Here is a 24,691-nt window from a genome sequence, read left to right as displayed (position 1 = left end):
TGATCCAAAGCCGCTTATCGCACGGCAATGGCCTATGGAAAAACCCGATAGCGACTTCGGGCCCCGGCCATGCCACGCCATCGGCTCGCGATTGTCGGACGCCCCGTCTTAACACGGTATCCCGATGGGCGTGCGTAAGGCACATCCGCTTGTCCGCCCGGCCGCTTCTGTGGGCGGGCTACAACGACATAGCAATCAGCCGACGGCTCCATTCACCTCCACCAAATTCCCCGACGGGTCCTCCACGTAGACGTGTCGCAACCCGGGGATGGCGAACTCGCCTGTCACCGAATGCCGGATCCCCGCCGCACGCAGCCGGGCGATCACCGCGTCTAGGTCGTCCACCTGAATGGCCACATGCCCGCCAATCGACGGGTTGAAGGCCAGCCCGTTCTTTTCCGCGAACGTCTCATCCGGCGCGATCAGGTGCAGGCCGGAATGGCTGTCGCGCCCGTCCGCCATCAGAGCCAGCTTGTCCGGGGCGCCCGGTAAATACCCGCGCGACGCCGGGAACACCCAATCGGCCTGCTGCATCCCAAGGATCGTTCCATAGAAGGCGGCGGTGGCGCGGACGTCGCGGGCCTCCAGGTTGACGTGGTGAATGCTCCAGTTGGTGGACATGGCTGGCTCCTGACATGTGTTCGTGCTCGGCCATGAAATCAGACGATCCGCCCTCCGCATATACATCCGACGGGGATCCCCCCGAGATCACCCGTGGATCACCCCTCAACGACACCCTACATCTGGACGAAAGGAGACACCCATGACCAACCCGCTGCTCACTGATTGGACCGCCCCTTTCGCCCTGCCACCCTTCGCCGAGATCAGCGACGAGGACTTTGGCCCCGCGATGGAGCACGCGATGGAGGAGGGGCGCCGAGCCATTGCAGCGATTGCGGATAATCCCGACACGCCGACATTTGAGAACACCATCGACGCATTGGAACGGGCTGACGCGTTGCTCGACCGGGTGGCTGGCGTATTCTACAACCTAGCGGGCGCGGACAGCACCCCTGCGCGGGAGGCATTGCAGCGCGATCTCGCCCCCAAACTGTCGGCCTATAGCTCGGAAATTACGAACAATTCCAAATTGTTCGCCCGTGTCGAAGATCTCTGGGACCGGCGCGACACCCTCGACCTGACGGACGAACAAGCCCGTGTTCTGATGCTGACTCGCCGCAGTTTTGTGCGCGCGGGGGCCGCGTTGGAAGGCGCGGACGCCACGCGGCTGACCGAGGTCAAAGCCCGCCTCGCCACGCTCGGCACATCGTTTGCGCAGAACCTGCTCTCGGATGAACGCGATTGGTTCATGGATCTGAGCGAAGAGGACCTCGACGGCCTGCCCACGTTCGTCAAAGACGCCGCCCGCGCCGCCGGGGCGGAGCGGGACAGGCCCGGTCCTGTCGTGACGCTCAACCGCTCTCTGATCGTGCCGTTCCTGCAGTTTTCGCCCCGCCGTGACCTGCGGGAAAAAGCCTACGAGGCTTGGACGGCGCGGGGCGCAAACGGGGGCGAGACGGACAATCGCGACATCGCGGCGGAGGTGCTGCGCTTACGGGCGGAGCGGGCGACGTTGCTCGGCTACGACACCTTCGCGGCGTATAAGTTAGAGACCGAGATGGCCGGCACCCCTGAGGCCGTGCGCGACTTGCTGATGAAGGTCTGGCATCCCGCCCGTACAGCTGCCCTCGCCGACGCGGAACATTTGGCCCGCATGGCGCGGGAGGACGGAATCGTTGGTCCGTTGGAGCCATGGGATTGGCGCTACTACGCGGAAAAGCGGCGACTTGCCTTGCACGATTTGGACGAAGCGGAGCTGAAGCCGTACTTCCAATTGGATCGCATGATCGAGGCGCAGTTCGCCACGGCAAACCGGTTGTTTGGTTTGGAGTTTTCGCCCCTCGACGGGCCATTCTACCACCCGGACGTGCGCGGCTGGGAGGTGACGCGCAACGGCGAGCATGTGGCTGTCTTCCTGGGGGACTACTTCGCCCGGTCCTCCAAACGGTCTGGCGCCTGGTGCAGTGCGATGCGGTCCCAATCAAAGCTGGACGGGGACATCCGCCCGATCGTCGTGAACGTCTGCAACTTCGCAAAAGGGGACCCGGCGCTTCTGTCCTACGATGATGCGCGAACACTTTTTCATGAGTTCGGCCATGCGCTCCACCAGATGCTGTCCAACGTCACCTATCAGTCGGTGAGCGGGACCAGCGTTGCGCGGGATTTCGTGGAGCTACCCTCTCAGTTGTACGAACACTGGTTGGAGGTGCCGGAGGTCTTGGCCGAGTTCGCGACCCACGCGGACACCGGCGAGGCCATGCCCGATGCGTTGCGCGACCGACTGCTGCGGGCCTCGACCTACGACATGGGCTTTGCGACCGTGGAATACGTGGCCAGTGCTCTGGTCGATCTGGCGTTCCACGATGGACCGGCGCCCGCTGATCCCATGCAGAAACAGGCGGAAGTGTTGGAAACCATTGGGATGCCCCGCGCCATCCGTATGCGCCACGCCACGCCCCACTTTGCCCATGTGTTCACGGGCGACGGCTATTCCTCTGGCTACTACAGCTATATGTGGTCAGAGGTCATGGATGCCGATGCCTTCGCGGCCTTTGAGGAGGTCGGGGATGCCTTCGATCCTGCGCTGGCCCGTCGGTTGGAAGAAAACATCCTGTCGACCGGTGGGTCACGTGACGCGACAGCGCTTTATACGGCGTTCCGGGGGCGGTTGCCCGGTGTCGATGCGCTTCTGAAGGGGCGTGGCCTCGATACGGCGGCGTGACCGCCTTGCGCGACGGGGGGCGGGGCAGCCTTAGGCTGCGTCCGCCGTCCCGTCGTTGGCCGGGGTGCGCGCAGGATGCGCCACTTTGGTGGGAGCCTGCGGTTTCATGTCATCCAAACCGCCGCCGAGTAGGTCGATCAGCGTTGTGAAATCTATGTAACGGACCTCTGGAATCCTTGTCATGGCAATCTCCTTCGGGTGAATGATGCGCAATCTAAGGTCGGGCGCGCGCCCGCCAAAGACTGGAAAACCCTACTGCGCAAGGATCCGCCGATGCCCCTGACCCCAGACCAGACGCGCGCGTTGATCGACGCTGTACGCGATGTGGCCGCGACCGAAATCCTGCCGCGCTTTCGCAACCTAGGCGACGGTGACATCGACGCCAAAACCACCTTCGATGACTTGGTGACGGTTGCCGACCGCGCGGCCGAGGACGCCTTGACCGCGCGCATCCACGAGATCCTGCCGGGCGACACCGTCGTGGGGGAGGAGGCCGTGAGCGCCGACCCCAGCCTGCTGGCAACGGTTGGCACCGGGCGCGTGACCGTCATCGACCCCATCGACGGCACTTGGAACTTCGCCCATGGGCTGGCCAATTACGGTGTGATCCTGTCGGTGGTCGAGGATGGGGTGACCCAATGGGGCCTTCTCTATGATCCGAGCTTTGATGATTGGGTCGAAGCGCATCTCGGCCAAGGCGCGACCTACGTGCGAAACGGCAAAGCCCGACCCTTGGCGATCAGTCAGGCGGAGGCACCGCTTTCCGCCCTGCGCGGGAGCGTGGGGTTCTATCTCTACCCGGAGCGGCACCAGCCCGCCCTTGCTGCCACGACCCACCGTTTCCGGCGCGCGAGTTCCTTAGGCGCCAGTCTGCACGAATATCGGATGCAGGCCCTGGGGGGCGTGGATTTCTGCCTGAATGGCAAGTTGAACGTTTGGGACCACGGCGCGGGTGTCCTGATCCTGCAAGAGGCCGGGGCCGTGGCGCGTCTTCTGGATGGGTCGGCCTATGCGCCGACTTTGACCGAAGGCTACCTGCTGACCGCGCGGACGGAGGCCATGTGGCAGGCGCTGGCCGATGTCTTCAACGACGCGTTGGCGGCGTCGGCGCCCCCGGAGTGACGCCCGGACGCGCAGGAGGTGGCGGGACCGTCCGCCGCCTCGTGACCCCGCCCTTGGTCAGTCGCGCACCTCGCCCTGTGCCACGCCCCACAGGCCCGAGGTCTGGGCCCAGCCCTCAACCCCATCAACGGACAGCTTGCACCAGCCGTTGGCGCATTCATCCAGCCAGGCCACCACGCCACCTTGCAGGCGCGCCCGCATGGCGCCGCCCGTGGCGGGCTGGCGATAGAGGACGGTCTCTTCGCCCTCCACCAGAACCGTGCGGTTCCCCGACAGCAGCGAGTAATGCATCCAGCCGCCGGCGCCTTCACGGTCTTGCACGCGCCGCCAGTGGCCATATTCGGCGACGATCCGCAGGGGCATATGCCGCCGGGTAAAGACCCAGTCGATGCGATGGGTGCTGGAGGGGCCGCGCCGGGCATAGCCCTCGGCGGCCTTCATGGACACATACCGCGGCAGGGGCAGGTTTGTGACCGGCCCCCGGTCCTCTGCCATCGCCACCTTCGGCGCACTCAGCGCCAGTCCCGCGACCAACACCGCGCTCAAAATCCGTCCTATCATGGAAGCCTGCTCGCCCCTCTTGGTTTTGCCTGATGTGCCAACTACGATGCGGGGTCTGACGCCCCTTGCGCTTGGCGTTACCATGCCATCACTATCTGCCGAGGACCAAGGGGGAGGGGCCAACCCGTGCCAACGAGCCGTCTGAGTGTTGTCGTCACGCGACGCTTGCCCGAACCTGTGGAGACGCGGATGCGCGAGTTGTTCGACGTCCGCCTCTCCGACAGCGAACACCCCATGTCGCGGGCGGATCTGGCCGATGCCATGGCCGAGGCCGATATCCTGGTGCCCACGATCACCGATGTCATCGACGCGCCTTTGCTCGGGGGGGCCGGGCCGCGACTGAAGCTCATCGCGAATTACGGGGCAGGCATCGACCATATCGACGTCAGCACCGCGAGGCAGCGTGGGATCCTGGTGTCCAACACGCCTGGCGTCCTGACCGAGGACACGGCGGACATGACCATGGCGCTGATCCTGTCCACGGCCCGTCGCATGGGTGAGGGCATCGCGCAGATGCAGTCCGAGGGCTGGTCTGGTTGGGCGCCGGAGGCGTTGTTGGGGATGCGTCTGCGCGGCAAGCGCCTCGGGATCCTCGGCATGGGGCGTATCGGTCAGGCCCTGGCGTCCCGTGCGCGGGCCTTTGGCATGTCTGTGCACTACCACAACCGGCGCCGCCTTCATGAGGGGTTGGAGGCGCCGTTGGAGGCGACCTTTTGGGACAGCCTCGATCAGATGCTCGCCCGCGTCGATGTGTTGTCGGTCAACGCTCCCCACACGCCTGCAACGTTTCACCTGTTGAACGCGCGTCGGCTCAAGCTGCTGAAACGGACCGCCATTGTGGTGAACACCTCTCGGGGGGAGGTTATCGACGAAAACGCCCTCACGCGGATGCTGCGGGCGGGGGATCTGGCTGGCGCAGGCCTGGACGTCTACGAACGGGGGCGCGGGGTGAACCCGCGTCTGCGCGACCTGCCGAACGTGGTGCTGCTCCCCCATATGGGCAGTGCCACGCGCGAGGCCCGACTGGAGATGGGGGAGCGCGTCTTGGTCAATATGCGCACCTTCGCGGACGGGCATAGGCCACCGGACCAAGTGGTTCCGTCCATGCTCTGACCCAGAGAGGTGCCCAGCCACCTCCGTGAAATCGCACAGTTGTGCGCATTTCTGTCGCTTTCGTGCGGTGTTTCCCTTCTGCAACCGTATTGTGACAGCCTACGTCAAACACAAGAAGCGTAAGGCGTCATTTGACTTGACCCATTCCATTTCCTGAGGCTGGGCAGCCGCCGATGATCGAGGTTGGCCCCATCGGCCATGCTCCGTCGGCTCCGAACAGTGATCAACGGCTCGAGCTGCCGTTTGTCTACAACGGCGCGGGTCATGTCGTGACAGTACCGACAAAGTCCGCCGAGGCCTTTGCCCGCGCGTTCATCGCGGTTCTCATCGACCTCCAAGGCAGTTTTCCACGCATTGAAGACGCCATTAATTGGATCAATACGGTACCTCTGCCGGGGTATGGCGATGATACAGCGCGTGATTTGTTAGAGCAGGGCAGGGGGCGTAGCGTCCTGAATTATCTTGACGCATTCCGCCGAGGCGCCCACGCCTGACGATGCTGTGTGCCATCGCGACCCTGTGTATCGGGGGCTTGGCATTAAGTATCAAAACGAGCCTTATTCTGCTGAGGGCGCACGCAAGTACGGGGGACGTTTCAATCGCCCCGGGGTGCCTGCCCTTTATCCGTGTACCTCTGCCGAAGCGGTCATCGCCGAGGTCCGCCAAGCGGGGCCACTGGAGCCGACTGTGTTCGTTCAGTTTACCTCGCAGATCGAGGGCTTGTTGGACCTGACGGACGTCGAGGTCCGGGGCCGCTGTCCGTCTCCATGCAGGACTTGGCCGATCCAAACTGGCGGCGGCAGATGGACGACGGGTTGCCAGTCTTGACCCAGCGTTTGGCCGATTGGGCGATAAAGCAGGGCTATCATGGCCTGCGCGTGAACAGCTTTGCCCCGGACGCGGCGCCCGATGGGATGAACATCGTGCTCTATCGCTGGCAGGCGGGACGGACGATCACCCTCTGCGATACTCAGGGTCTGTTAGGGGCGAAGACCTTGCCAACGACCTAGATACCGCGCCGCTGACCCCCGTGGGCGGCCATGTCCTCAATCGCCCAGTTTCGCGTGTAACTCGTGCAAGTCGACCTCACCCAGCGGCATCTTGTTGTCAGGGTTGTCGAAGTCGTACCGGAACAGTTTGAAGTCCTTGTGATAGACCTCCCACATAAGATGCATGGAGAGGTCGTCGAAGTAGTCGGACACCGGGTGCGCCCGCTTCGGTCCGTGGCCCTCGCTTTCATTAAAGCGCGGCACTGCCGACAGATCCACGGGAACAGGCGTCTCAATCCGATCCAGGACGTCCTGCATCCCCTGGTTGAATTGCTCCGTGAACATCACGTGGTCGTAGCGCCCACCGTTCGCGATGAAGGTCCCCACGTGCCCCGACATGGCCGACCAATGGATGTCCGGGTCCATGGGCCGCCGCCAGCGGATCGTATCCCGCGCAAACAGAAGAAACCGGCGGAATGAGGCGATCTGATCGAAGTCGAACCCATCCTCGGGGGAGCCGACCTGGACCCCGTACTTCTGCATCAGCATCGGCACCATATTGCCGCGATATCGTTTGCCGTTGCGTTGGATGCCCGCAATCTTGTCAAAGAAGGACGACAGGATTCGCGTGTAGGGATTGCGCACGCAGGTAAAAGCATAGGACCGATGGGCCTTGGCATTCGCCGATATCAAGGGCTGGCTTTCTTCCTGCGCCCACTTGTGCAGCCCGGTGGTCGAGTCGTGGATATCACCGTCGAAGAACCGACCATGGTCGGAATAATACATGATCTGCCCAATGGATGAGCATGCGCACTTGGGGACCACGCGATAGACGACGCTCTCGCTTTCGGTCATCCATGTTCCTGGAAACCCCATCGTTCCTCTTTCATAACCAACCGGCCACAATCAAAGCCCGATTGCTTGGTTTCTTCAACGGGGCTAGGCCGCTATTGCGGTGCGGATGTGACTTAAAAAGGGATTTCCCCAGGGACCATGGCTAAAATCGCCTTCATCCTTCTATGTCACAAGGATCCCGCCGCGATCGTTCGTCAGGCCAATGGGCTGACGGCTGCGGGAGACTGCGTTGCGATCCACTTCGATGCGCGGGCCCCCCGCGAGGCCCTTGCCGCGATTGAGGCTGGCACACGGGACAATCCCAACGTCGTTTTGGTGACGCGCCGCGTGCGATGTGGCTGGGGCGAGTGGTCCCTGGTCCGCGCGACCTTAGCGGCAGTGCGTGCGGCCTTTGCCGCCTTCCCCGATGCCACGCATTTCTACATGGTCTCGGGCGATTGCCGCCCGATCAAATCGTCTGACCATGCCCATGCCTTTCTAGACGCCCGCGACGTCGACTACATCGAAAGCTTTGATTTCTTCACGTCCGATTGGATCAAGACGGGCATGAAGGAAGATCGGCTGATCTACCGCCACATCGTGAACGAGCGCGGCCGCAAATGGCTGTTCTATACGCTGTTGGACCTGCAAAAGCGCCTGGGCCTGTCCAGGGCGATCCCGGCAGATATCGACGTCCAGATCGGGTCCCAATGGTGGTGCCTGCGCCGGACGACCATCGAAAAGATCCTCGCGTTCTGCGCGAAGCGGCGCGATGTCTTGCGGTTCTTTTCGACCACCTGGATCCCGGACGAGACGTTTTTCCAAACGCTCGTCCGACACCTGGTGCCCCGCCCACAGATCGACCCGCGCACGCTGACGTTTCTGATGTTTACCGACTACGGGATGCCAGCGACCTTCTATAACGATCACTACGACCTCCTGGTGTCACAGGACTTTCTGTTCGCGCGGAAGATCTCGCCCGAGGCAGCGGATCTGAAGGATCGGCTGGAAAGCCTTTGGACGTCCGGGCAGACCGACTTTCCCGTGGCGGGGGATGGGCGCAAGCTCTTCTCGTTTCTGACCCAGCGTGGGCGCGAGGGGCGTCGGTTTGCGGCCCGCATATGGGATCAACAGGGCGCGCTGGGGCGAGACCTGGAGTTGGTCGTCTTGGTTTGCAAAAAGTACCACGTCGCCAAGCGGTTAACCGAGGCGCTGCGTCACCACGGCGTGATTCCGGCAATCGACTATGTCTTCGATGAGGAAGGGATCGACCTGCCAAACCTGGGTGGGATCGAAAACCGCCGCGCGAAACGCCACCGCCATCGGCGCGCTTTGCTGCGACTGCTGTTCCGCCAGTTGCAGACGGATCGGCTTGCGATCTGTCTGGACCCGGCAAACCTGGACCTGTTGCAGGACCTGTCCGGGGATCGGGTCCGCCTGAAGACGGTGATCATCGATTGCGACTACGACGCAGCCTATCTGGAGGGGCATGCCGCCCGGATCGGATTGATCGGCGCCGAGACGCCCCGCAACACCATCGACCGCTTGATCCCGACAGTCGCCCAGGACTTCGCGGGGGAGATTCAGCGGATCCGGGACGCCGATCTGCCCGTGCTCTTTCGCCTCCACCAGGCGGCCTCTGTGGACGTCAACGCGCAGACCCTGGCGGCTGCCTTGGAATGCCCGCCAGACGTCGCGCAGCACTTGGCCGAGACGCCCTACCTCTTTGCCGACTGACGACGTCGCCTTGGGCGCAGGAGGGTAACCCGTTGCCCGTGGCGCGTCGGTTCCAGCCGAAGGCGGGGTTCACCCCGTGGCCCCGTTCGAGATAGTCTCCGCCGGACGGCAGCAGGAGGTTCTATGCCCTACACCTACGACGACCAAAATGTCTTTGCGAAGATCCTGCGTGGCGAGATCCCCAATGACACCGTGCTGGAGACGGAGCACACTTTGGCCTTCCGAGACATCACGCCCCAAGCGCCGGTGCATGTGCTTGTGATCCCCAAGGGGTCCTATGTGACCTATGATCATTTTTGTGCCGAGGCCTCCGCCGAAGAGATTGTGGATTTCGCCCGCGCCTGCTCGAAAATCTGCTCAGACCAAGGGATCGCCGCCGACGCCTCACCCGGGTTCCGTGCCCTGACCAACGCCGGGGAGCACGCCGTCCAAGAGGTGCCCCACTTCCACATGCACATCCTTGGCGGTCGTCCCCTCGGTCGGATCCTGTCGCCGACCTAGGGCGCGTCGGTTGCAACCTTGGCTTAGGTGGCTGCGTCCGATCCATCCGTAGGGTGGTCGTTTGGGCCGAGGGTTTCCCGAACGTGTCGTTAGCCGATGCTTGGCGATCATAGGGCCGCGATGCTCAATGTCTCGGCACGGGTCTGACGGGGTCCGCGATCACGGTGCAGGTGCGTCCACACCTCAGCGACACGGTTGAGTATGCTGCCAGTGGACACCCGATGGGGGCTGCTCCCGACTTGATGCGCCGTGAGCGTTCCGTGGTCTTTACCAAAAGCGAAGCTAGCAATGGCGGTTCAAACTGACGCCGTCAATGAACCCACGCCGTGTGACGCTAAGATTTCGCAATTCGATGACGTCAGCTCGCCTTTGCCAATAGAACCCCGGCTTGTCGCCCTTTGGTGGAGGTTCGAAAGACGCTAATCCGGCCGATCTTGCCTACAACTTGCCGTGCCTTTCTGCGGCACGGTGCCCGACGCCCGTAAGGTAACTAGCGGATTGCGCTCATACTCCCTGATGGACCGACCTGCGCCCTACTGGCTATGGGCGAGCAGTCCTAAGCACATCTGTCATTCTGCAACTGGATGCAGGCCGCAGTGCTTGCAGCCCATCGCCCGCCCCTTATCTTGAGAACATGGTTTTGCGTCTGCTTCGTTGGGGTGGCGCCCTGTTTGGTCTCACATTCGCGCTCCCTTTAATGATCTCACTGGCGTGGTGGTCCCTCCAGGACCGGCCCGGCAGCTGGCGGTCGGCGGATTGGGGCTCCTCCGGACTTCTACCGCCCGCCGCCGACGTCCCCGAGGCGGCACTCTACGTCATGGCCGCGCGCACCGGCGGGACCAAGGGGGCCGTCTCCGTGCATTCCTGGGTTGTCTTTAAGGGCAGCGGAGACGCGAACTGGACCCGTGCCGAGGTCGTCGGCTGGGGGCAGCCCGTCCGGATCAACGCCTACGCTGCAGATGCCCGATGGTATTCCAATGATCCCTATGTCATCGGCAGGGTGTCCGGCCCGCTAGTGGATAGCCTCCTGCCAGACCTCCGGCGCGTCATCGACACCTACCCCTGGGGCGAGCGTGGCGATTACGTCATCTGGCCCGGTCCCAACTCCAACACCTTTGTTGCCCATATCCTGCGGCAACTGCCCGAGATCGGTCTGACCCTGCCGCCCCATGCCGTGGGTCGGGCTTGGACCGGTCCAGGTGCAACGGCTGTGGTCGATGGCGGTGGGGATGTTCACTTCGGCTATTCCGGTATGGTCGGCCTTTCCGTGGGCCCGCGCACTGGATTTGAAGTCCACCTCCTCGGACAAAGCTTCGGCGTCGACGTGCTGCGCCCGGCCTTGAAGCTGCCCGGTATCGGTCGGGTATCGGTGTGGTCAGAGAAAGGAGATGCGCAGAGCTAGGAACGCTCGCCCAGACCGGGATGAACGGTCCGCGTCGTCGGTATCGACGCAGGGAATTACTGCGGCGATCACCTAGAGTTGCGCGACGGCAATTTGGTCCCACAGGCCGCACACCAAACTGCGTCGATTGCGCGCGGATGGCCGCTGCGGTGCCGAGCGTCCCTTGTCTGCATCGCTGACCAAGCCTGGCACGGCACCAAAACGCCAATGGGAATCCCATTGCGCCCACCCGATCAGACGGATACCCACGGCAAGGACGACGCCCCCGTGGGGGCCGGACAGGTGGCCGTTGTGGCGCTGACCCAGATCGGGGGCGCGGGGCGGCATCGTCTCTGACCCGGCATCTCCGGGGGCGGCCCCTGCGACGAGGACCGCCCGATGCGTTTTATCCCTTTGCTGCTGCTCGCCGCCCCGGCGCATGCCCACCCGGGTCACCTCGGGACTGTTGGCGCGCATGACCACTGGGTCCTGGGGATCGGCCTCGGTGTGATCGTCGGGGCTGCGGTTGCGGGCTGGCTTAAGGGCGGCAAGACCGATGAGGAATCGGACGAACAGGTGGAAGAGGCGTCTGATACGCCGGAGCCTGCGGCATGAGTGCGCCCAAGACAGGCGTGATGATCTGCGGTCACGGGAGCCGGTCGCAATCCGCCGTCGATGAGTTCGCCCAACTGGCCGAAAAACTGCCCGCCCTGCTGCCCCAGGATTGGCTGGTCGACTACGGATATCTGGAGTTCGCGAACCCCGTGATCCGCGACGGTCTCGACCGCCTGCGCGAGGCGGGATGCGAGCGCATTCTGGCCGTGCCCGGCATGTTGTTCGCCGCGATGCACGCCAAAAACGACATTCCGACCGTGCTCAACACCTACGCCACGACCCACGGCCTGGCCGTCAGCTATGGGCGAGAGTTGGGCGTAGACCCCAAGATGATCGCCGCCGCCGCCGCCCGGATCGAAGCCGCCGTGGCCGAAGCCGACGCGCAGGACGTGGTGGCCCGGCATGACACCTGTCTGGTGGTGATCGGGCGCGGTGCCTCCGACCCGGACGCCAATGGGAACGTCGCCAAGATCGCGCGGATGCTGCACGAGGGGCTCGGCTTCGGGTGGTGCGAGGTCGGCTACTCTGGCGTGACCTTCCCGCTGGTGGAGCCCTGCCTGACCCATGCGGCCAAGCTGGGCTATAAGCGGATCGTTGTGTTCCCGTATTTCCTGTTTTCGGGGATCTTAATCGACCGGATCTATGGCTTCACCGATCGCGTCGCTGCGGCCAATCCAGACATTGCCTTCGTCAAGGCGGGTTATCTAGGCGACCACCCCAAGGTGTTGGAGACGTTTGCCGAACGCATCAAAGAACAGGCGAGCGGCGCGCCCATTCCAAATTGCGGCACCTGTGCCTATCGGGAGCAGGTGCTGGCCACGGCCGATGGGCGCCATGTGCATATCAAGCCCGAGGACCGCGCCGGGCATCCCGCCTTTGCCGATATCCCGCCGCCGACCTGCGTGCTGTGCAAATACCGGACCGCTGTCCTTGGGTTTGAATCCGAGGTCGGCGCCATCCAAGAAAGCCATCACCACCATGTGGAAGGGCAGGGCGCCAGCGCCCCTGGCTCTAACGTGGCCGATTGTACCCTGTGCGACACCTTCTGCACGGGCCTGTGTCGGTTGGAGGCGCAGCACGACCACCACCACCATCATCACCATCACGGCGATGACCATCACCACCACGAGCACCACCATCCCGTATATCCCCACGCGGACCACCCGCACGGGCCAGAATCCGCGCGTCCGAAGGCCAAGGCATGACCGTCCATTCCATGGCAATGCGTGAAAGCAGCGGCATAAAAGCTGTGAATGCGGTCGCCCACCCATGAGGCCTTACGAGAAAGACCCTGCGGCAATCTACGCCGCTTCTTTCGCGACGGTTCGCGCCGAAGCGGCGTTGGACCGGTTCCCCCAAGATGTGGCGGAACTGGCCGTCCGTGTCATTCACGCCTGCGGTATGGTGGAGATCGCGGATCGCTTGGCCTTCGCCACCGATGTGGCGCATTCGGCCATCGCCGCCCTGCAAACGGGGGCGCCTGTCTATGCGGATTGTGAGATGGTGGCCTCGGGCATCACCCGCCGCTTGTTGCCTGAGGCGACCGAGATCCGATGCACCCTGAACGACCCGCGCACCCCCGATCTGGCGCGTGACTTGGGCACGACCCGCTCTGCCGCAGCGGTCGATCTGTGGGACACGGACGGGGCCGTTATCGCCATCGGCAATGCCCCGACTGCGCTGTTCCGGCTGCTTGAACGGCTCGACGGTGGCGCAGCGCGACCAGCGGCGATCCTGGCGTTTCCGGTGGGGTTCGTGGGCGCCGCCGAAAGCAAAGCCGAACTGGCAGAGCGTCCGCGCCAGACCCCATTCCTGACCCTGCGCGGGCGTCGTGGTGGCAGCGCCATGGCCTCGGCGGCTGTGAACGCCTTGGGCATTCTGTCCGCCGGAGGGGTGCAATGAGCGTGCATCTTCGCGCTACTTGTTGCCCGGCGCCGTGTCAGTGCGCGTTTTTCGTGTATGACCCAGATCATCCCTGGATCACCCCGCTATCCGACAAAGGATGCGGCCATGGCTGATACGCCCTGGCTCCATATCGTCGGGATTGGGGAAGACGGCCTCGACGGGTTGACCCCCGCTGCCCGCACCGTTGTCGAGACAGCCGAGGTCATCGTCGGCGGCGACCGTCACCATACCCTGTCGGACAGTGTCACGGCGGACCGTCTGGCTTGGCCCAGTCCCTTCGACGCGCTGATCGACACGCTGCAGGACCTGCGCGGCCGCCGTGTCGTCGTCCTGGCCACGGGCGATCCGCTTTGGTTCAGCGTGGGCGCGCGGATCGGGCGCGCCATCGACCCCACAGGCATTGCTTACCACCCGCAGCTGTCGGCGTTTCAGCTGGCGGCGGCGCGGATGGGGTGGTCCATGGCCGACCTGGAAACGCTCACCGTCCATGGGCGACCGGTCGAGCAGATGATCGCGTTTATCCAGCCCGATGCGCGCCTGCTGATCCTGACGACGGGGGCGGAGACGCCCGCTCAGATCGCGCGCTTTTTGTCGGATCGGGGCTTTGGCGCCTCGCGCATGACGGTGCTGGCCAATATGGGCGGGTCGGAGGAGCTGCGCTTCGACGGCGTGGCAAGCACTTGGAATCATACGGTTCCGGCGTTTAACACCCTGGCGGTTGACTGTATCGCCGCCCCGGATGCGGCGCTGCTGCCACGGGTGCCGGGCCTGGCCGATGATCTGTTCCGTTCCGACGGAACCATGACCAAGCGAGAGGTCCGGGCCGCCACCCTGGCCAAGCTGATGCCCATGCGTGGGGCGCTTTTGTGGGACATCGGGACGGGCTCCGGCTCGGTGGCGATCGAGTGGATGCGGGCCGCCCGGTCTGCCCGTGCCATCGGGATTGAGCCGCGCCCGGACCGTCGCGCCATGGCCGCCGAGAATGCCCTTGCGCTGGGGGCGCCACGGCTCGACTTGCGCGAAGGCAGGGTGCCCGAAGCGCTAGAGGATCTACCCGCGCCCGATGCCGTCTTCATCGGTGGCGGATTGTCCGAGGCGACCTTCGTTGCCGCATGGGCCGCCCTGCGCCCGTTGGGGCGGCTGGTGGCCAATGCCGTGACGTTGGAGTCGGAGCTGATCCTGCTCGCGCTGCACGCCAAATACGGCGGCGACTTGGTGCGTCTGTCGGTAGAACGGGCCGAGCCGGTCGGGCGGTATCGCGGGTGGCGCCCGTCCATGGCCGTGACGCAGTGGAGCCTGGTCAAACGATGAGCGGAACCCTGTTTGGCGTCGGCCTCGGTCCCGGGGACCCTGGTCTGATCACGCGCCGTGCGGCCGCGTTGATTGAGAATGCGTCAGTTGTCGCTTACCCGTCGCTTGCTGGCGGAGACAGCTTTGCGCGTGCCATCGCCGCCGACCTGATCCCGCCCACCGCGCGGGAAATCCGTATGGATGTTCCAATGTCCCGCGACCGGGCGCCTGCCCAGGCAGCCTATGACGCGGGCGCGGAGGAAATCTCGGAAGCCCTTGAAAACGGACAGGATGTTGTCTGCCTCTGCGAGGGCGATCCGTTTTTCTATGGCTCCTTCATGTATCTCTTTGCCCGCCTGCGCAGCCGGTTTCCGGTGAAGGTCGTGCCGGGGGTTACCTCGCTGACGGCCTGTGCCGCCCGTGCTGCGCTGCCATTGACCGCCCGCAACGAGGTTCTGACCGTACTGCCCGGCCCGTTGCCGGACGCCGATTTGCGGGACCACATCGCGCGCGCCGATACACTCATCCTCATGAAGGTCGGGCGCCATCTGGCGCGCCTGCGGGCATTGCTGACCGATGCCGGACTTCTTCCCATGGCCACCTATGTCGAACGTGCTACGCTGGGCGCGGAACGGGTGCTGCCCCTGTCCGAAGCGCCTGATGACGCGCCCTATTTCTCCATGATTCTGATCGCGAAGGGGGCCGACCCGTGGCTCTGACACCTATCGTTCTGGCGCTGAATGCCGTCGGTGAACCCACCGCCCGCCGCGTGGCTGAGGCGCTTGGCTGCCCGCTCCACGGGAGGGTCGACCGGACCAATGCTGAGATCACGTTTGAGAACGCCCTGGATCGCGCGCGCGACCTGTTTGCTGCGGGTCACGCGGTGATTGGTGTCTGTGCTTCGGGGATCTTGATCCGTGCCGTGGCCCCCCTGCTGGCGGATAAGACGAGTGAGCCGCCGGTGCTCTCTGTCTCCGACGACGGCGCGGTGGTCGTGCCTCTGCTGGGCGGGCATCGCGGGGCAAACCGTCTGGCGCGTCAGGTGGCGGACGCGCTCGGCGGAACGACAGCCGTGACAACGGCGGGCGACGTGGCTTTGGGAGTGGCTCTGGATGAGCCGCCGCGGGGCTATGCGCTTGCCAACCCCGAAGACGCAAAGCCGGTGATGGCGGCGCTGTTGTCTGGCGGCGGGGCACGGCAAACGGGCGAGGCGCTATTCGACTTGCCCGATGGGGATGCGGTAGAGATTGCCGTGACCGAAGCGCCGGAGCAGGGTGGGTCGGCCAAGCTGGTCTATCACCCCCAACGCTATGCACTCGGGGTTGGTTGCGCTCGGAATGCGAGTCCCGAAGAACTCTGGGAGAATGTGTCCCAGGTCCTGGCGGACGCACGCGTTGCGCCCGGTGCCATCGCCTCGATCAACACGCTGGACCTGAAGCTGGATGAACCCGCGATGAACGCCCTGGCGGCGCGCCTCGGCCGCCCCTTGCGGGCGTTCTCGGCGGAGGACCTGGCCGGGATTGAGGTGCCCAACCCCTCGGATGTGGTGCGCGATGAGGTGGGGACGCCCTCCGTTTCCGAGGCGTCGGCCCTGGCGGCGTCTGGCGGTGTGATCGTCGAGGCAAAGCGCAAAACTCCGAACACGACCGCCGCCTTGGCACGGGCCGAGGCGCCGATCACAACGCTTAAGGGACGGGCCAGGGGCCGCGTGTCCATCGTCTCGCTGGGTCCTGGCCAAGCGACCTGGCGGTCGCCCGAAGCCAGCCGTTTGGTCCAGCAGGCCGATGAGTTGGTCGGCTACGGTCTCTATATCGATCTGCTGGGCCCACTGGCCGCGGGCAAGCCCCGCACGGACTTCCCCCTGGGGGGCGAGGAGGACCGCTGTCGCCATGCCCTGGAAAGCGCGGCCCAGGGCCGTAACGTCGCGCTGATCTGTTCGGGCGACGCGGGCATCTATGCCATGGGCGCCCTGGTCTATGAGTTGCTGTCCCGGGACCCCGCCGATCCCTCGGCTGTCAGCGATGGGGCGCGCCGGGTGGAGGTGATCTCGAACCCTGGGATCAGTGCCTTGCAGGCCGCTGCCGCCCGCGCCGGGGCCCCGCTGGGCCACGATTTTTGCGCCATATCCCTGTCGGACCTGCTGACGCCGCGAGAGGATATCATCCGGCGTCTCCATGCCGCCGCCCAGGGAGACTTTGTGATTGCCTTCTACAACCCGGTGTCCAAACGCCGCCGGACGCTCCTGGCGGAGGCCCGGGACATTCTGTTGCAACACCGTCCCGCTGACACCCCCGTCCTGTTGGCGAGTTCGCTGGGCCGTCCCGAGGAAAGCCTCCGCTACCGTCGGCTGGATGCCCTGCAGGTGGATGAGGTGGATATGCTCACGACTGTTCTCATCGGCTCCTCCCACACGCGACTGTTGGAGACAGGGGACGGCACGCGGATGTTCACGCCCCGTGGGTATGCCCGCAAGATGGCGGGTGGGGATCTGGCGTCGGAGGGTGCACTATGAGTATTTTTCGACCCGTGATGGGAGGGTGTGGTGTCCCCCCGTCGGCCTTGGTCGCTTGGGCTTGCGGTCGGCTGTTTAGGAGGATCGCGCCATGACCGTTCATTTCATCGGCGCGGGGCCGGGTGACCCGGAGCTTTTGACCCTGAAAGCACAGCGATTGATCCGGTCTTGTCCGGTCTGCCTTTATGCCGGGTCTTTGGTGCCCGAAGCCGTTGTGGCCGAAGCGCCAGAGGGCGCGCGGGTTCTGGACACCGCGCCGATGACCCTGGAAGACACCCACGGAGAGATCGTGGCCGCCCATGGCCGCGGTGAGGATGTGGCACGGGTCCATTCGGGCGACCCGTCGCTTTATGGCGCGATTGCGGAACAGATCCGGCTGTTGAAACGGGACGGCATTCCCTATGACATCACGCCGGGTGTCCCGGCCTATGCGGCGGCGGCCGCGGCCCTGGGGCAGGAGCTGACGATCCCGGAGGTGGCGCAATCCATCATCCTGACGCGAGTCAGTATGAAGTCCACCTCCATGCCCGCCAACGAGACACTAGAGAACTTCGCCCGGACGGGGGCCACGCTTGCTATCCACCTGGGCGTGCGGGCGCTGCGGGAGATTGAGCGCGTTTTGATCCCCCATTACGGCCCGGACTGTCCCGTTGTGGTCGCCTACCGAGTCGGGTGGCCGGACGAGGCGTTTCTGCGGGGGACGCTGACGGATATCCGCGCCAAGGTCCGTGACGAAAAGATCACGCGTACGGCGCTGATTATGGTCGGACCTGCCTTGGGCAATATCCAGGATTTCAAGGACAGCGCGCTCTATGATCCGGCCATGCCCCATGTTCTGCGCCCCCGCGTAAAGGTCTGATCAGCGGGGCTGCGACCTTGATATTCGTTGACTCTTAACCAGTCCCCTTCATCTTTGGAGCATCTCGCGATTCCCGTTACGGTTGCAGGGGGTTCCATGGCTGATACAGACCGACACTTTCTTCCCAAGGATGTGCGTGAGGGGCTCTTGGTCGCTCAGAAACGGGCCCGCCGGACGTCGGGCGGTAAGTTGCGGGTCCATGTGGGCGACACCTGGTATCCGATCCGATCCTACGACGAGACCGGGTTCGATGTTGGCCTGGACGTGGCGCCCAAGCTGCGGGGTTTGGTTGAGATCCATGAGGGGTCGCGCATTTTGCGGACCGTTCTGATCGTCGCAGCGGAGCCGTCTGGCGATGTGATGCATTATGACTTCAAACGGGCAACTGCCGCCCGTGACACGCCGCCTTTGGACTATCCGTCCGACACGACCGAGCCGGTCGGCTACCTGCCTGCGGGATCGGCGACGTGAGCTAGAGCATGTCTGGGAGGGCTCTCGGTTGGTGGGCTGCCATCGCCTCGGGGTCACGCTGGTCTGACCATGCTACCTACGTTGAACCGTGCTGGCGGGTTGGAGGGGTTGGCCTGTCCGAGGGCCCCCGAACCCCTGCTAAACGCCCGGCGCGACAGAGTAATAGGCCGCTTTCTCCCCGCTCAACCGGGCCCACATCTGGTCGCCTTTGGAAAAGTGCCACCATTCCGTGGGGTTGTTGACGAACCCTGCCTCCACCATCAGCCAGTAGAGCAGACGGCGATTGGCGCGGGCTTCGCGGGCGGAAAAGGCCAGGCCGGATGGCTCCTCCTCGAAGTAATCCGTGTTGGAGGCCTCTGACACGTCGTCGAAAATCGTGCCCATGAACAACTCCGCCCCGTGGCGGTAGCGGATCGTCAGATCGACCGCCGCGCCTGTGGCATGGGGGGGCGGCGACAACGGGTCGGGTGGCCCGGCACTGCCCCGCGCCCAGTACTTTTCGACCTCCGTGGCGATGCGCTCCGCCGTCCAGGTCGGGTGCAGATCCCTCAGGTGACGAGGCATCCAATGGTCGTGAAAGTGGTTCTGGACCGCGATGGGCCGCCAGGCATCAAACACCCAAAGTTCCAGGTCGTAGGGGGCCAATCGCCCATTCACAGTGCTGAGCGCCGCGATCAGCGGCTGCCGCAACAGCAGGTCAGGCACCGCCCCCTCCGCACGTCCATGGTAAGGCGCCGTCCGAGGTGAGAAATAGGCGTTCTCGCCGGCGATCCCGTGGCTTCGGACGTCCGCCATCGGGTCGGCGCCTCGGGAGTCATCCAGGTCAATGGGGTGGTCGCGGTAGCCGAGCCGCCGGGGCCCATCGCGCGCCACCTCGGCGGCCAAAGGACGGGCGCGCAAGGCCGCAAGGGGGCCTTCGGTCAGGGGCAGGGGGTCGCAGGTCATCCCGCGCAGCCTTGACCGACCCGCGCCCACCCCGCAAGAGGGGGCGAACGACCGACAGGAGGCCCCCATGCGCACAGTCTACGTGAACGGAGAATATCTGCCCGAAGATCAGGCCAAGATCTCCGTGTTCGACCGAGGGTTCCTGTTTGCCGATGGCGTCTATGAGGTAACCTCGGTTCTGGACGGAAAGCTCATAGATTTCGCGGGCCATGCGGCGCGGCTTCAAAGGTCCCTGTCGGAACTTGAGATGGCCTCACCGGTCACGTCCGAAGAGTTGCTGGCGATCCATAAGGAACTGGTCGCCCGCAACGAGCTGACCGAGGGTTTGGTCTATCTGCAGGTGACGCGCGGGGCCGCTGACCGGGATTTCCTGTATCCCGACGAGGATACCGCGCCTACCATCGTGCTGTTCACACAGGCCAAGCCGGGTCTGGCCGACGCACCGGCCGCGAAGCGCGGGATCAAGGTGATTTCCATCCCGGATCGCCGTTGGGGGCGGCGGGATATTAAAACGGTGCAGCTTCTGTACCCCTCCATGGGCAAGATGATGGCCAAGGCCGCCGGAGCCGATGACGCTTGGATGGTGGAAGACGGCGCTGTGACGGAGGGGACCTCCAACAACGCCTATATCGTCAAAGGCAACACGATCATCACGCGCCACTTGGGTGAAGAGATCCTCCACGGTATCACCCGCGCCGCCGTTCTGCGTATGGCGGCGGAGTCGCAAATGAAGGTCGAAGAACGCTCCTTCACCATGGAGGAGGCGATGGACGCGGACGAAGCCTTTGTCACCTCCGCCTCGACTTTCGTGATGCCGGTGGTTGAGATCGACGGCGCGCAGATCGGGACCGGCGCGCCTGGAAAAGTGGCCGCCCGTTTGCGCGAGATCTACCTGGACGAGAGCCTCAAAGCGGCGGTCTGATTGGGTCAGGTCCCATCAGCGGGTCGGGGGATCCCATCGTAGGATGGTCTTGACCCGCTGGCGGGTGGTCAGCCGCTGCGGGCCAAAGTCCAGGGCGCGTCCTTGCAGTTGGAGGTGCAGGGCCGCAATTTGCCGAGTCGACAGGCGATCCGCCTCCACGGCGCTAAACCCCAGCCGATCCAATCTGTTCTGGACCGATGCGACCAGTTGCGCGTTCGGGGCCGCGACCGAAGGTCCCGCGACCAAGGTGGCGACGATCGCAAGTGCCAGCGCCCGTCTCATTGCAACACCCGGGTCACAGCCCGCTGCAGGGGGCCCCGTCGTAACGTGCCTGCCACGAGCCGTCGGACATCGCCGACGGAGCGGTCGGAGTGCAGCAGGTGGTTGATTTGGGCCAGTTGCACCGTGGACAACTGCCGCACATCCACATTTCGGAAGCCGAGCGCCGGGAGTTGCCGCGCGACGTTTGCCTGCATCGGGCTCAGGCCGGGCGCGCCGACCTGGGCAAGGGTCAAAACGGCGGGTCCCCTTTCGGGCCCGGCGGTCACGGGGGTGGTGACCAACCCAAGGGTCAGTCCAAGGGCAAAGGTGTGGACGATAACAGAGTTCATAGCCAATCCTCCTTATTCGCCCATGCTACGGGTCCGGCGCCAGGGCGGCGACACACGTTTTCTCACGGCTCCGACACTGGCGGCCAACCGCTGCGCGCCTTAGCTATCGGACCCTTCGCCAACGTTTTCAGCGAAGGCGCGGGAGAATGCGGCGGCTTGCTCTGGTGTTGCTTCGGTCTGATACCGGGCTTTCCATTCGGACATGGGCATCCCGTAGAACGTCTCACGCGTTTCGTCCTTGGTCATGGCGATCCCATGCTCAGCGGCGGCTTCGCCGTACCAGCGGGACAGACAGTTCCGGCAGAAGCCTGCCAGGTTCATCAGGTCGATGTTCTGGGCATCGGGGCGGTCTTCGATCAGGTGCTGCCGCAGACGGCGAAACGCGGCGGCCTCGATCTCGATGCGGGTTTGGTCATCCATGTCAGCCATCCTGGGCCTCCTTCGTCGCGGCGTTGAAATGGGGTGGCCGCTTGGCCTGTGATCACAGATGCGCGTCTTGTGCGCGTTGATCAAGAGCAGGCTAGGGCCTGGTACAACGCCCGTACCAGGCCGACCCACCGGTGAGAGGCCGGTTTGGTCCGCCGCGACCTCTGCACATGACCGCAGAAGTACCAATCGCCTGAGATTCGCACTGTGCGACGGCACATCGAATCGTATATGCGCCAGGATAAGGACATTATGACGCTTTTCTTGCCCATGGGCTGTTGCCCCACTGGCCCCCAAAGGGCAGTACTGCGAGCGCTAACATTTCGCATCCTGCCAAAAGGACGAGCCCTCCATGAGACGCCACCGCAACGTCAAGATCGTCGCCACCTTAGGCCCGGCATCGAATGACTACGACATGATCCGGTCCCTTTTCGAGGCGGGGGCGGATGTCTTTCGGCTCAACATGTCCCACGGGGATCACGACGACATTCGCGCCCGTCACAACATCATTCGCGACATCGAACGGGACACGGGACGCCCGATCTGCATCTTGGCGGACCTTCAGGGGCCCAAGCTGCGCTGCGGCGTGTTCAAGGGTGATGAGGCAACCATCGAAGAGGGCGCGCCATTCCGTTTCGACCTGGACGCGGCACCGGGCGACGGCACCCGAGTTCAACTGCCCCATAAAGAGATTTTTGCCGCGTTGGAGCCTGGCAAGACGCTCTTGGTGAACGACGGCAAGCTGCGCCTTCGGGTCGACGCCTGCGGTCCCGATTTCGCCGATTGCACGGTTGTGACCGGGGGCACGATCTCCAACCGCAAAGGGGTCAACGTGCCGGATGTGGTGCTGCCGTTGGCGGCCCTGTCGGAAAAGGACCGCACAGACTTGGAGTTTGTCTGCGATTTGGGTGTCGATTGGCTGGCGCTGTCGTTCGTACAACGGGCCGCCGATGTGGAAGAGGCCCGGGACTTGGCGAGGGGCCGCGCGGCCATCCTGTCCAAGATCGAAAAGCCCGCGGCTGTGGATGCCTTTGACGACATCCTCGCGGTCTCGGACGGGATCATGGTGGCGCGGGGCGATTTGGGCGTCGAATGCCCTGTGCAATCGGTTCCCCCGATCCAAAAGCGTCTGACCCGCAAATGCCGGGCCGCCGCAAAGCCCGTGATCGTCGCAACCCAGATGCTGGAAAGCATGATCGACAGTCCGATGCCCACCCGCGCGGAGGTCTCGGACGTGGCCACCGCCATCTACGAGGGCACCGATGCCATCATGTTATCGGCGGAATCGGCAGCGGGATCGTTTCCGTTGCAAGCCGTTCAGACAATGAACAACGTGGCCGAGGCCGTCGAGAGCGACAAAACCTATCGCGAAATCATTGAGGCCTCGCGCGCCTCGCACCTGTCCACGACGGCCGACGGTATCGTCGCTGCCGCCCGCGAAATCGCGGAAACGACCGATGTTCAGGCCATTTGCGTGTTCTCCCATTCGGGGTCGACTGCCTTGAAGGTTGCGCGGGAACGCCCCCGCGTGCCAATTATCGCGCTGACGCCGATCACGGGGACGGCGCGGCGCATGGTGCTGTCTTGGGGAGTGCATATGGTGGAAACGCAATCGGTCGAACGGTTTAAGTTCGCGGTCGTCTCCGCCGTGCGTGCGGCCAAAGCCGCCGGGTTCGCCGAGGCGTCCGATCAGGTCGTGGTGACGGCGGGCATTCCGTTCAATGTCGCCGGGTCCACCAACATCTTGCGCGTGGCCCCCTGTGATGAGCGTTTGATCTTCGGATCAGAGGTCGACTGACATGGAGACGGTCGCCGGTTGGTGGGCTGCGGTGCAGGCATGGTGGGCGGCGGTCCCACCGGTGCCGCCCCTTGGCTTGCCTGCCCCCGGCGACCCCGACGTCCTGATCGTGATCGGCACGGTCGTCTTGGCAGTGGGCATGATGGGGTTCGTGTCTGGCTGGGTCGAGCGGCGGGTGAGTTGGGCCTCGGTGTTCGCGTTGCTTTTGGCAGCGGCGCTCTTTGTCTGGGTGTGGGAGCCGAACCGAGAGGAGTTTGGCTGGATTTCCATCCCTGAGGCTTTCGTGGAGATGGTCGCGCGCGTGATTCGCTAAGGCAGTGCGCGCGCGGGCTTCCCTGAGAAACCATTATCGGAAGACTCGACAGGTTGGGCGCAGCGTAACGCTTTGCATCAGGCGGCTCTCGTTGGCTTGGCTCTCCGTGGTTTCGCCGGTGGTTCCCAACCCGTCGCCCTTCGGGTCATTACACGCCAGGAGATAGCATTTCCGGCGGCTCGGCTGATACCATGGCCCACCGGCCGACTGGCCTGGCGCTTGTTCGGCCTCGGCCCCCGCACACTCGTGGCGCCCGGCAACCCGTGGTGTCCCGCCCCCTTGCCAATGGGCAGCCCTGGGTCTAAACGGCGCGCTCGATATGACCGCAGGTCCGGCGATTGGGATGCCGAGGCCCGCGCGTAGAAGGAGACATGAAATGCCCAAGATGAAGACGAAGTCGAGCGCCAAGAAGCGCTTCAAAGTGACCGCGAGTGGCAAAGTCCTCGCCGGTCAGGCCGGGAAGCGCCACGGCATGATCAAGCGCCACAAGAAGTTCATCCGTGATGCCCGTGGCACCACGACCCTGTCCGCCCCTGACGCCAAGATCGTCAAGGGCTTCATGCCCTACGACCGCTAATCAGGAGGATCAGACATGAGCCGCGTAACCTCCGGTAAGGTCACCCACGCCCGCCACAAGAAGGTCCTGAAGGCCGCCAAAGGCTACTACGGTCGCCGGTCCACGACCTTTAAGGTCGCCCGCCAGGCCGTCGACAAGGCCAACCAATACGCCACCCGCGACCGTAAGAACCGCAAGCGGAACTTCCGCGCCTTGTGGATCCAGCGGATCAACGCCGCTGTCCGTGCCCACGACGCCGAGATGACGTATTCGCGCTTCATCAACGCCCTGTCCAAGGCTGGCATCGAAGTGGACCGCAAGGTTCTGGCCGATCTCGCCGTGCATGAGCCCGAAGCCTTCGCTGCCATCGTCGAGCAGGCCAAGGCGGCCGCGTAATCGGCACAGCATTGTTACGGATTTGGGGAAGGGGCCTTTCGGGGCCCCTTTT

General features: G+C 64.2%; 30 protein-coding genes. 22 read left to right on the top strand and 8 right to left on the bottom strand.

Annotated elements, in window-relative coordinates:
• Positions 1–195 precede the first annotated feature (195 nt).
• Entirely contained in the window at positions 196–621 is a 426-nt protein-coding gene (locus tag K5R33_RS07235) for a VOC family protein (protein ID WP_220748332.1), read from the bottom strand.
• A 142-nt stretch (positions 622–763) separates the two neighbouring features.
• On the opposite strand from K5R33_RS07235, the gene K5R33_RS07230 reads away from it, so the two are divergent.
• Positions 764–2,782, top strand: a complete 2,019-nt coding sequence (locus tag K5R33_RS07230; RefSeq protein WP_220748331.1) for a M3 family metallopeptidase — start codon at positions 764–766, stop codon at positions 2,780–2,782.
• Between the two features lie 30 nt (positions 2,783–2,812).
• Here the strand turns inward: K5R33_RS07230 and K5R33_RS07225 are convergent, their stop codons facing one another.
• Positions 2,813–2,965 carry a hypothetical protein gene (locus K5R33_RS07225; RefSeq protein ID WP_220748330.1) on the bottom strand — a complete coding sequence of 51 codons (153 nt, stop codon included), beginning with the start codon at positions 2,963–2,965 and terminating at the stop codon, positions 2,813–2,815.
• Between the two features lie 90 nt (positions 2,966–3,055).
• On the opposite strand from K5R33_RS07225, the gene K5R33_RS07220 reads away from it, so the two are divergent.
• Positions 3,056–3,904, top strand: coding sequence for an inositol monophosphatase family protein (locus K5R33_RS07220; RefSeq protein WP_220748329.1), 849 nt, complete (start codon positions 3,056–3,058; stop codon positions 3,902–3,904).
• 57 nt (positions 3,905–3,961) lie between these two features.
• Here K5R33_RS07220 and K5R33_RS07215 read toward each other — a convergent pair whose 3' ends face one another.
• A complete protein-coding gene (locus K5R33_RS07215; protein ID WP_220748328.1) occupies positions 3,962–4,465 on the bottom strand; it encodes an SH3 domain-containing protein in 504 nt (167 codons plus the stop codon).
• A 126-nt stretch (positions 4,466–4,591) separates the two neighbouring features.
• Between K5R33_RS07215 and K5R33_RS07210 the strand changes: the two genes are divergently transcribed.
• The 4 genes from K5R33_RS07210 (at position 4,592) to K5R33_RS07195 (ending at position 6,588) form a co-directional block, all read left to right on the top strand.
• Positions 4,592–5,578 carry a 2-hydroxyacid dehydrogenase gene (locus tag K5R33_RS07210; RefSeq protein ID WP_220748327.1) on the top strand — a complete coding sequence of 329 codons (987 nt, stop codon included), beginning with the start codon at positions 4,592–4,594 and terminating at the stop codon, positions 5,576–5,578.
• A 173-nt stretch (positions 5,579–5,751) separates the two neighbouring features.
• Positions 5,752–6,072 (top strand): hypothetical protein, encoded by a 321-nt coding sequence (locus tag K5R33_RS07205; protein WP_220748326.1) that lies wholly within the window; start codon positions 5,752–5,754, stop codon positions 6,070–6,072.
• A 7-nt stretch (positions 6,073–6,079) separates the two neighbouring features.
• On the top strand, positions 6,080–6,406 hold the full coding sequence (locus K5R33_RS19225) for an RES domain-containing protein (RefSeq protein WP_373314149.1): 327 nt from the start codon (positions 6,080–6,082) through the stop codon (positions 6,404–6,406).
• Positions 6,346–6,588: an RES family NAD+ phosphorylase gene (locus K5R33_RS07195; RefSeq protein WP_255576196.1), complete on the top strand. Its 243-nt coding sequence runs from the start codon at positions 6,346–6,348 to the stop codon at positions 6,586–6,588. The genes K5R33_RS19225 and K5R33_RS07195 overlap by 61 nt, the downstream gene beginning before the upstream one ends.
• Before the next feature lie 36 nt (positions 6,589–6,624).
• Here K5R33_RS07195 and K5R33_RS07190 read toward each other — a convergent pair whose 3' ends face one another.
• Positions 6,625–7,443: a sulfotransferase family protein gene (locus K5R33_RS07190; RefSeq protein WP_220748323.1), complete on the bottom strand. Its 819-nt coding sequence runs from the start codon at positions 7,441–7,443 to the stop codon at positions 6,625–6,627.
• 117 nt (positions 7,444–7,560) lie between these two features.
• Between K5R33_RS07190 and K5R33_RS07185 the strand changes: the two genes are divergently transcribed.
• The 11 genes from K5R33_RS07185 (at position 7,561) to K5R33_RS07135 (ending at position 18,672) form a co-directional block, all read left to right on the top strand.
• The gene (locus tag K5R33_RS07185; protein ID WP_220748322.1) at positions 7,561–9,138 is read left to right on the top strand and encodes a DUF5928 domain-containing protein; all 1,578 of its coding nucleotides are present in this window, start codon (positions 7,561–7,563) and stop codon (positions 9,136–9,138) included.
• A 123-nt stretch (positions 9,139–9,261) separates the two neighbouring features.
• Positions 9,262–9,639, top strand: a complete 378-nt coding sequence (locus tag K5R33_RS07180) for a histidine triad nucleotide-binding protein (RefSeq protein ID WP_220748321.1) — start codon at positions 9,262–9,264, stop codon at positions 9,637–9,639.
• 697 nt (positions 9,640–10,336) lie between these two features.
• Positions 10,337–11,041, top strand: a complete 705-nt coding sequence (locus K5R33_RS07175) for a DUF3750 domain-containing protein (protein WP_220748320.1) — start codon at positions 10,337–10,339, stop codon at positions 11,039–11,041.
• Positions 11,042–11,419: 378 nt separating this feature from the next.
• The gene (locus tag K5R33_RS07170) at positions 11,420–11,635 is read left to right on the top strand and encodes a DUF6732 family protein (protein WP_220748319.1); all 216 of its coding nucleotides are present in this window, start codon (positions 11,420–11,422) and stop codon (positions 11,633–11,635) included.
• Positions 11,632–12,840: a sirohydrochlorin chelatase gene (locus tag K5R33_RS07165; RefSeq protein ID WP_220748318.1), complete on the top strand. Its 1,209-nt coding sequence runs from the start codon at positions 11,632–11,634 to the stop codon at positions 12,838–12,840. The genes K5R33_RS07170 and K5R33_RS07165 overlap by 4 nt, the downstream gene beginning before the upstream one ends.
• Positions 12,841–12,904: 64 nt before the next feature.
• Complete coding sequence (locus K5R33_RS07160; RefSeq protein ID WP_220748317.1) at positions 12,905–13,537, top strand: precorrin-8X methylmutase; 633 nt, start codon at positions 12,905–12,907, stop codon at positions 13,535–13,537.
• Between the two features lie 108 nt (positions 13,538–13,645).
• Positions 13,646–14,851 (top strand): precorrin-6y C5,15-methyltransferase (decarboxylating) subunit CbiE, encoded by a 1,206-nt coding sequence (gene cbiE, locus K5R33_RS07155; RefSeq protein ID WP_220748316.1) that lies wholly within the window; start codon positions 13,646–13,648, stop codon positions 14,849–14,851.
• Positions 14,848–15,549: a precorrin-2 C(20)-methyltransferase gene (cobI, locus tag K5R33_RS07150; RefSeq protein WP_220748315.1), complete on the top strand. Its 702-nt coding sequence runs from the start codon at positions 14,848–14,850 to the stop codon at positions 15,547–15,549. Before cbiE ends, cobI begins: the two co-directional genes overlap by 4 nt.
• Positions 15,540–17,342, top strand: a complete 1,803-nt coding sequence (gene cobJ, locus K5R33_RS07145) for a precorrin-3B C(17)-methyltransferase (RefSeq protein WP_220748314.1) — start codon at positions 15,540–15,542, stop codon at positions 17,340–17,342. The genes cobI and cobJ overlap by 10 nt, the downstream gene beginning before the upstream one ends.
• 91 nt (positions 17,343–17,433) lie before the next feature.
• Positions 17,434–18,201, top strand: coding sequence for a precorrin-4 C(11)-methyltransferase (cobM, locus tag K5R33_RS07140; protein WP_220748313.1), 768 nt, complete (start codon positions 17,434–17,436; stop codon positions 18,199–18,201).
• A gap of 96 nt (positions 18,202–18,297) precedes the next feature.
• Positions 18,298–18,672 (top strand): hypothetical protein, encoded by a 375-nt coding sequence (locus K5R33_RS07135; RefSeq protein ID WP_220748312.1) that lies wholly within the window; start codon positions 18,298–18,300, stop codon positions 18,670–18,672.
• A 138-nt stretch (positions 18,673–18,810) separates the two neighbouring features.
• Here the strand turns inward: K5R33_RS07135 and K5R33_RS07130 are convergent, their stop codons facing one another.
• On the bottom strand, positions 18,811–19,617 hold the full coding sequence (locus tag K5R33_RS07130) for a M15 family metallopeptidase (protein WP_220748311.1): 807 nt from the start codon (positions 19,615–19,617) through the stop codon (positions 18,811–18,813).
• Between the two features lie 67 nt (positions 19,618–19,684).
• Here K5R33_RS07130 and K5R33_RS07125 point away from each other — a divergent pair, with 67 nt between their 5' ends.
• The gene (locus K5R33_RS07125; RefSeq protein ID WP_220748310.1) at positions 19,685–20,539 is read left to right on the top strand and encodes a D-amino-acid transaminase; all 855 of its coding nucleotides are present in this window, start codon (positions 19,685–19,687) and stop codon (positions 20,537–20,539) included.
• Positions 20,540–20,554: 15 nt separating this feature from the next.
• Here the strand turns inward: K5R33_RS07125 and K5R33_RS07120 are convergent, their stop codons facing one another.
• The 3 genes from K5R33_RS07120 to K5R33_RS07110 all read right to left on the bottom strand — a co-directional run bounded on the left by K5R33_RS07120 (position 20,555) and on the right by K5R33_RS07110 (position 21,570).
• Positions 20,555–20,821 carry a hypothetical protein gene (locus K5R33_RS07120; protein WP_220748309.1) on the bottom strand — a complete coding sequence of 89 codons (267 nt, stop codon included), beginning with the start codon at positions 20,819–20,821 and terminating at the stop codon, positions 20,555–20,557.
• Positions 20,818–21,150 carry a hypothetical protein gene (locus tag K5R33_RS07115; protein WP_220748308.1) on the bottom strand — a complete coding sequence of 111 codons (333 nt, stop codon included), beginning with the start codon at positions 21,148–21,150 and terminating at the stop codon, positions 20,818–20,820. The genes K5R33_RS07120 and K5R33_RS07115 overlap by 4 nt, the downstream gene beginning before the upstream one ends.
• A 99-nt stretch (positions 21,151–21,249) precedes the next feature.
• Positions 21,250–21,570, bottom strand: a complete 321-nt coding sequence (locus K5R33_RS07110; protein ID WP_220748527.1) for a DUF1244 domain-containing protein — start codon at positions 21,568–21,570, stop codon at positions 21,250–21,252.
• Positions 21,571–21,928: 358 nt separating this feature from the next.
• On the opposite strand from K5R33_RS07110, the gene pyk reads away from it, so the two are divergent.
• From pyk to rplT, 4 genes are all read left to right on the top strand, one after another.
• On the top strand, positions 21,929–23,374 hold the full coding sequence (pyk, locus tag K5R33_RS07105; protein WP_220748307.1) for a pyruvate kinase: 1,446 nt from the start codon (positions 21,929–21,931) through the stop codon (positions 23,372–23,374).
• Position 23,375: 1 nt separating this feature from the next.
• Entirely contained in the window at positions 23,376–23,687 is a 312-nt protein-coding gene (locus K5R33_RS07100) for a hypothetical protein (RefSeq protein ID WP_220748306.1), read from the top strand.
• Between the two features lie 376 nt (positions 23,688–24,063).
• Positions 24,064–24,264, top strand: a complete 201-nt coding sequence (rpmI, locus tag K5R33_RS07095) for a 50S ribosomal protein L35 (RefSeq protein ID WP_220748305.1) — start codon at positions 24,064–24,066, stop codon at positions 24,262–24,264.
• A gap of 15 nt (positions 24,265–24,279) precedes the next feature.
• The gene (gene rplT / locus K5R33_RS07090; protein WP_220748304.1) at positions 24,280–24,639 is read left to right on the top strand and encodes a 50S ribosomal protein L20; all 360 of its coding nucleotides are present in this window, start codon (positions 24,280–24,282) and stop codon (positions 24,637–24,639) included.
• Positions 24,640–24,691 lie beyond the last annotated feature (52 nt).

This window comes from Jannaschia pagri (assembly GCF_019655435.1).
In the GTDB taxonomy this organism is placed as follows: Bacteria; Pseudomonadota; Alphaproteobacteria; order Rhodobacterales; family Rhodobacteraceae; genus Jannaschia; species Jannaschia pagri.
The sequence above is the reverse complement of the archived record's forward strand: the minus strand, read 5'-3'. Positions and strand labels throughout refer to the sequence as shown.

Excerpts from the sequence above, each read along its gene's own strand:
- K5R33_RS07235 (WP_220748332.1), bottom strand. The coding sequence starts at position 621 with ATGTCCACCAACTGGAGCATTCACCACGTCAACCTGGAGGCCCGCGAC.
- K5R33_RS07230 (WP_220748331.1), top strand. The coding sequence starts at position 764 with ATGACCAACCCGCTGCTCACTGATTGGACCGCCCCTTTCGCCCTGCCA.
- K5R33_RS07225 (WP_220748330.1), bottom strand. The coding sequence starts at position 2,965 with ATGACAAGGATTCCAGAGGTCCGTTACATAGATTTCACAACGCTGATC.
- K5R33_RS07220 (WP_220748329.1), top strand. The coding sequence starts at position 3,056 with ATGCCCCTGACCCCAGACCAGACGCGCGCGTTGATCGACGCTGTACGC.
- K5R33_RS07215 (WP_220748328.1), bottom strand. The coding sequence starts at position 4,465 with ATGATAGGACGGATTTTGAGCGCGGTGTTGGTCGCGGGACTGGCGCTG.
- K5R33_RS07205 (WP_220748326.1), top strand. The coding sequence starts at position 5,752 with ATGATCGAGGTTGGCCCCATCGGCCATGCTCCGTCGGCTCCGAACAGT.
- K5R33_RS07195 (WP_255576196.1), top strand. The coding sequence starts at position 6,346 with ATGCAGGACTTGGCCGATCCAAACTGGCGGCGGCAGATGGACGACGGG.
- K5R33_RS07190 (WP_220748323.1), bottom strand. The coding sequence starts at position 7,443 with ATGGGGTTTCCAGGAACATGGATGACCGAAAGCGAGAGCGTCGTCTAT.
- K5R33_RS07185 (WP_220748322.1), top strand. The coding sequence starts at position 7,561 with ATGGCTAAAATCGCCTTCATCCTTCTATGTCACAAGGATCCCGCCGCG.
- K5R33_RS07180 (WP_220748321.1), top strand. The coding sequence starts at position 9,262 with ATGCCCTACACCTACGACGACCAAAATGTCTTTGCGAAGATCCTGCGT.
- K5R33_RS07175 (WP_220748320.1), top strand. The coding sequence starts at position 10,337 with ATGATCTCACTGGCGTGGTGGTCCCTCCAGGACCGGCCCGGCAGCTGG.
- K5R33_RS07170 (WP_220748319.1), top strand. The coding sequence starts at position 11,420 with ATGCGTTTTATCCCTTTGCTGCTGCTCGCCGCCCCGGCGCATGCCCAC.
- K5R33_RS07165 (WP_220748318.1), top strand. The coding sequence starts at position 11,632 with ATGAGTGCGCCCAAGACAGGCGTGATGATCTGCGGTCACGGGAGCCGG.
- K5R33_RS07160 (WP_220748317.1), top strand. The coding sequence starts at position 12,905 with ATGAGGCCTTACGAGAAAGACCCTGCGGCAATCTACGCCGCTTCTTTC.
- cbiE (WP_220748316.1), top strand. The coding sequence starts at position 13,646 with ATGGCTGATACGCCCTGGCTCCATATCGTCGGGATTGGGGAAGACGGC.
- cobI (WP_220748315.1), top strand. The coding sequence starts at position 14,848 with ATGAGCGGAACCCTGTTTGGCGTCGGCCTCGGTCCCGGGGACCCTGGT.
- cobM (WP_220748313.1), top strand. The coding sequence starts at position 17,434 with ATGACCGTTCATTTCATCGGCGCGGGGCCGGGTGACCCGGAGCTTTTG.
- K5R33_RS07135 (WP_220748312.1), top strand. The coding sequence starts at position 18,298 with ATGGCTGATACAGACCGACACTTTCTTCCCAAGGATGTGCGTGAGGGG.
- K5R33_RS07130 (WP_220748311.1), bottom strand. The coding sequence starts at position 19,617 with ATGACCTGCGACCCCCTGCCCCTGACCGAAGGCCCCCTTGCGGCCTTG.
- K5R33_RS07125 (WP_220748310.1), top strand. The coding sequence starts at position 19,685 with ATGCGCACAGTCTACGTGAACGGAGAATATCTGCCCGAAGATCAGGCC.
- K5R33_RS07120 (WP_220748309.1), bottom strand. The coding sequence starts at position 20,821 with ATGAGACGGGCGCTGGCACTTGCGATCGTCGCCACCTTGGTCGCGGGA.
- K5R33_RS07115 (WP_220748308.1), bottom strand. The coding sequence starts at position 21,150 with ATGAACTCTGTTATCGTCCACACCTTTGCCCTTGGACTGACCCTTGGG.
- K5R33_RS07110 (WP_220748527.1), bottom strand. The coding sequence starts at position 21,570 with ATGGATGACCAAACCCGCATCGAGATCGAGGCCGCCGCGTTTCGCCGT.
- pyk (WP_220748307.1), top strand. The coding sequence starts at position 21,929 with ATGAGACGCCACCGCAACGTCAAGATCGTCGCCACCTTAGGCCCGGCA.
- K5R33_RS07100 (WP_220748306.1), top strand. The coding sequence starts at position 23,376 with ATGGAGACGGTCGCCGGTTGGTGGGCTGCGGTGCAGGCATGGTGGGCG.
- rpmI (WP_220748305.1), top strand. The coding sequence starts at position 24,064 with ATGCCCAAGATGAAGACGAAGTCGAGCGCCAAGAAGCGCTTCAAAGTG.
- rplT (WP_220748304.1), top strand. The coding sequence starts at position 24,280 with ATGAGCCGCGTAACCTCCGGTAAGGTCACCCACGCCCGCCACAAGAAG.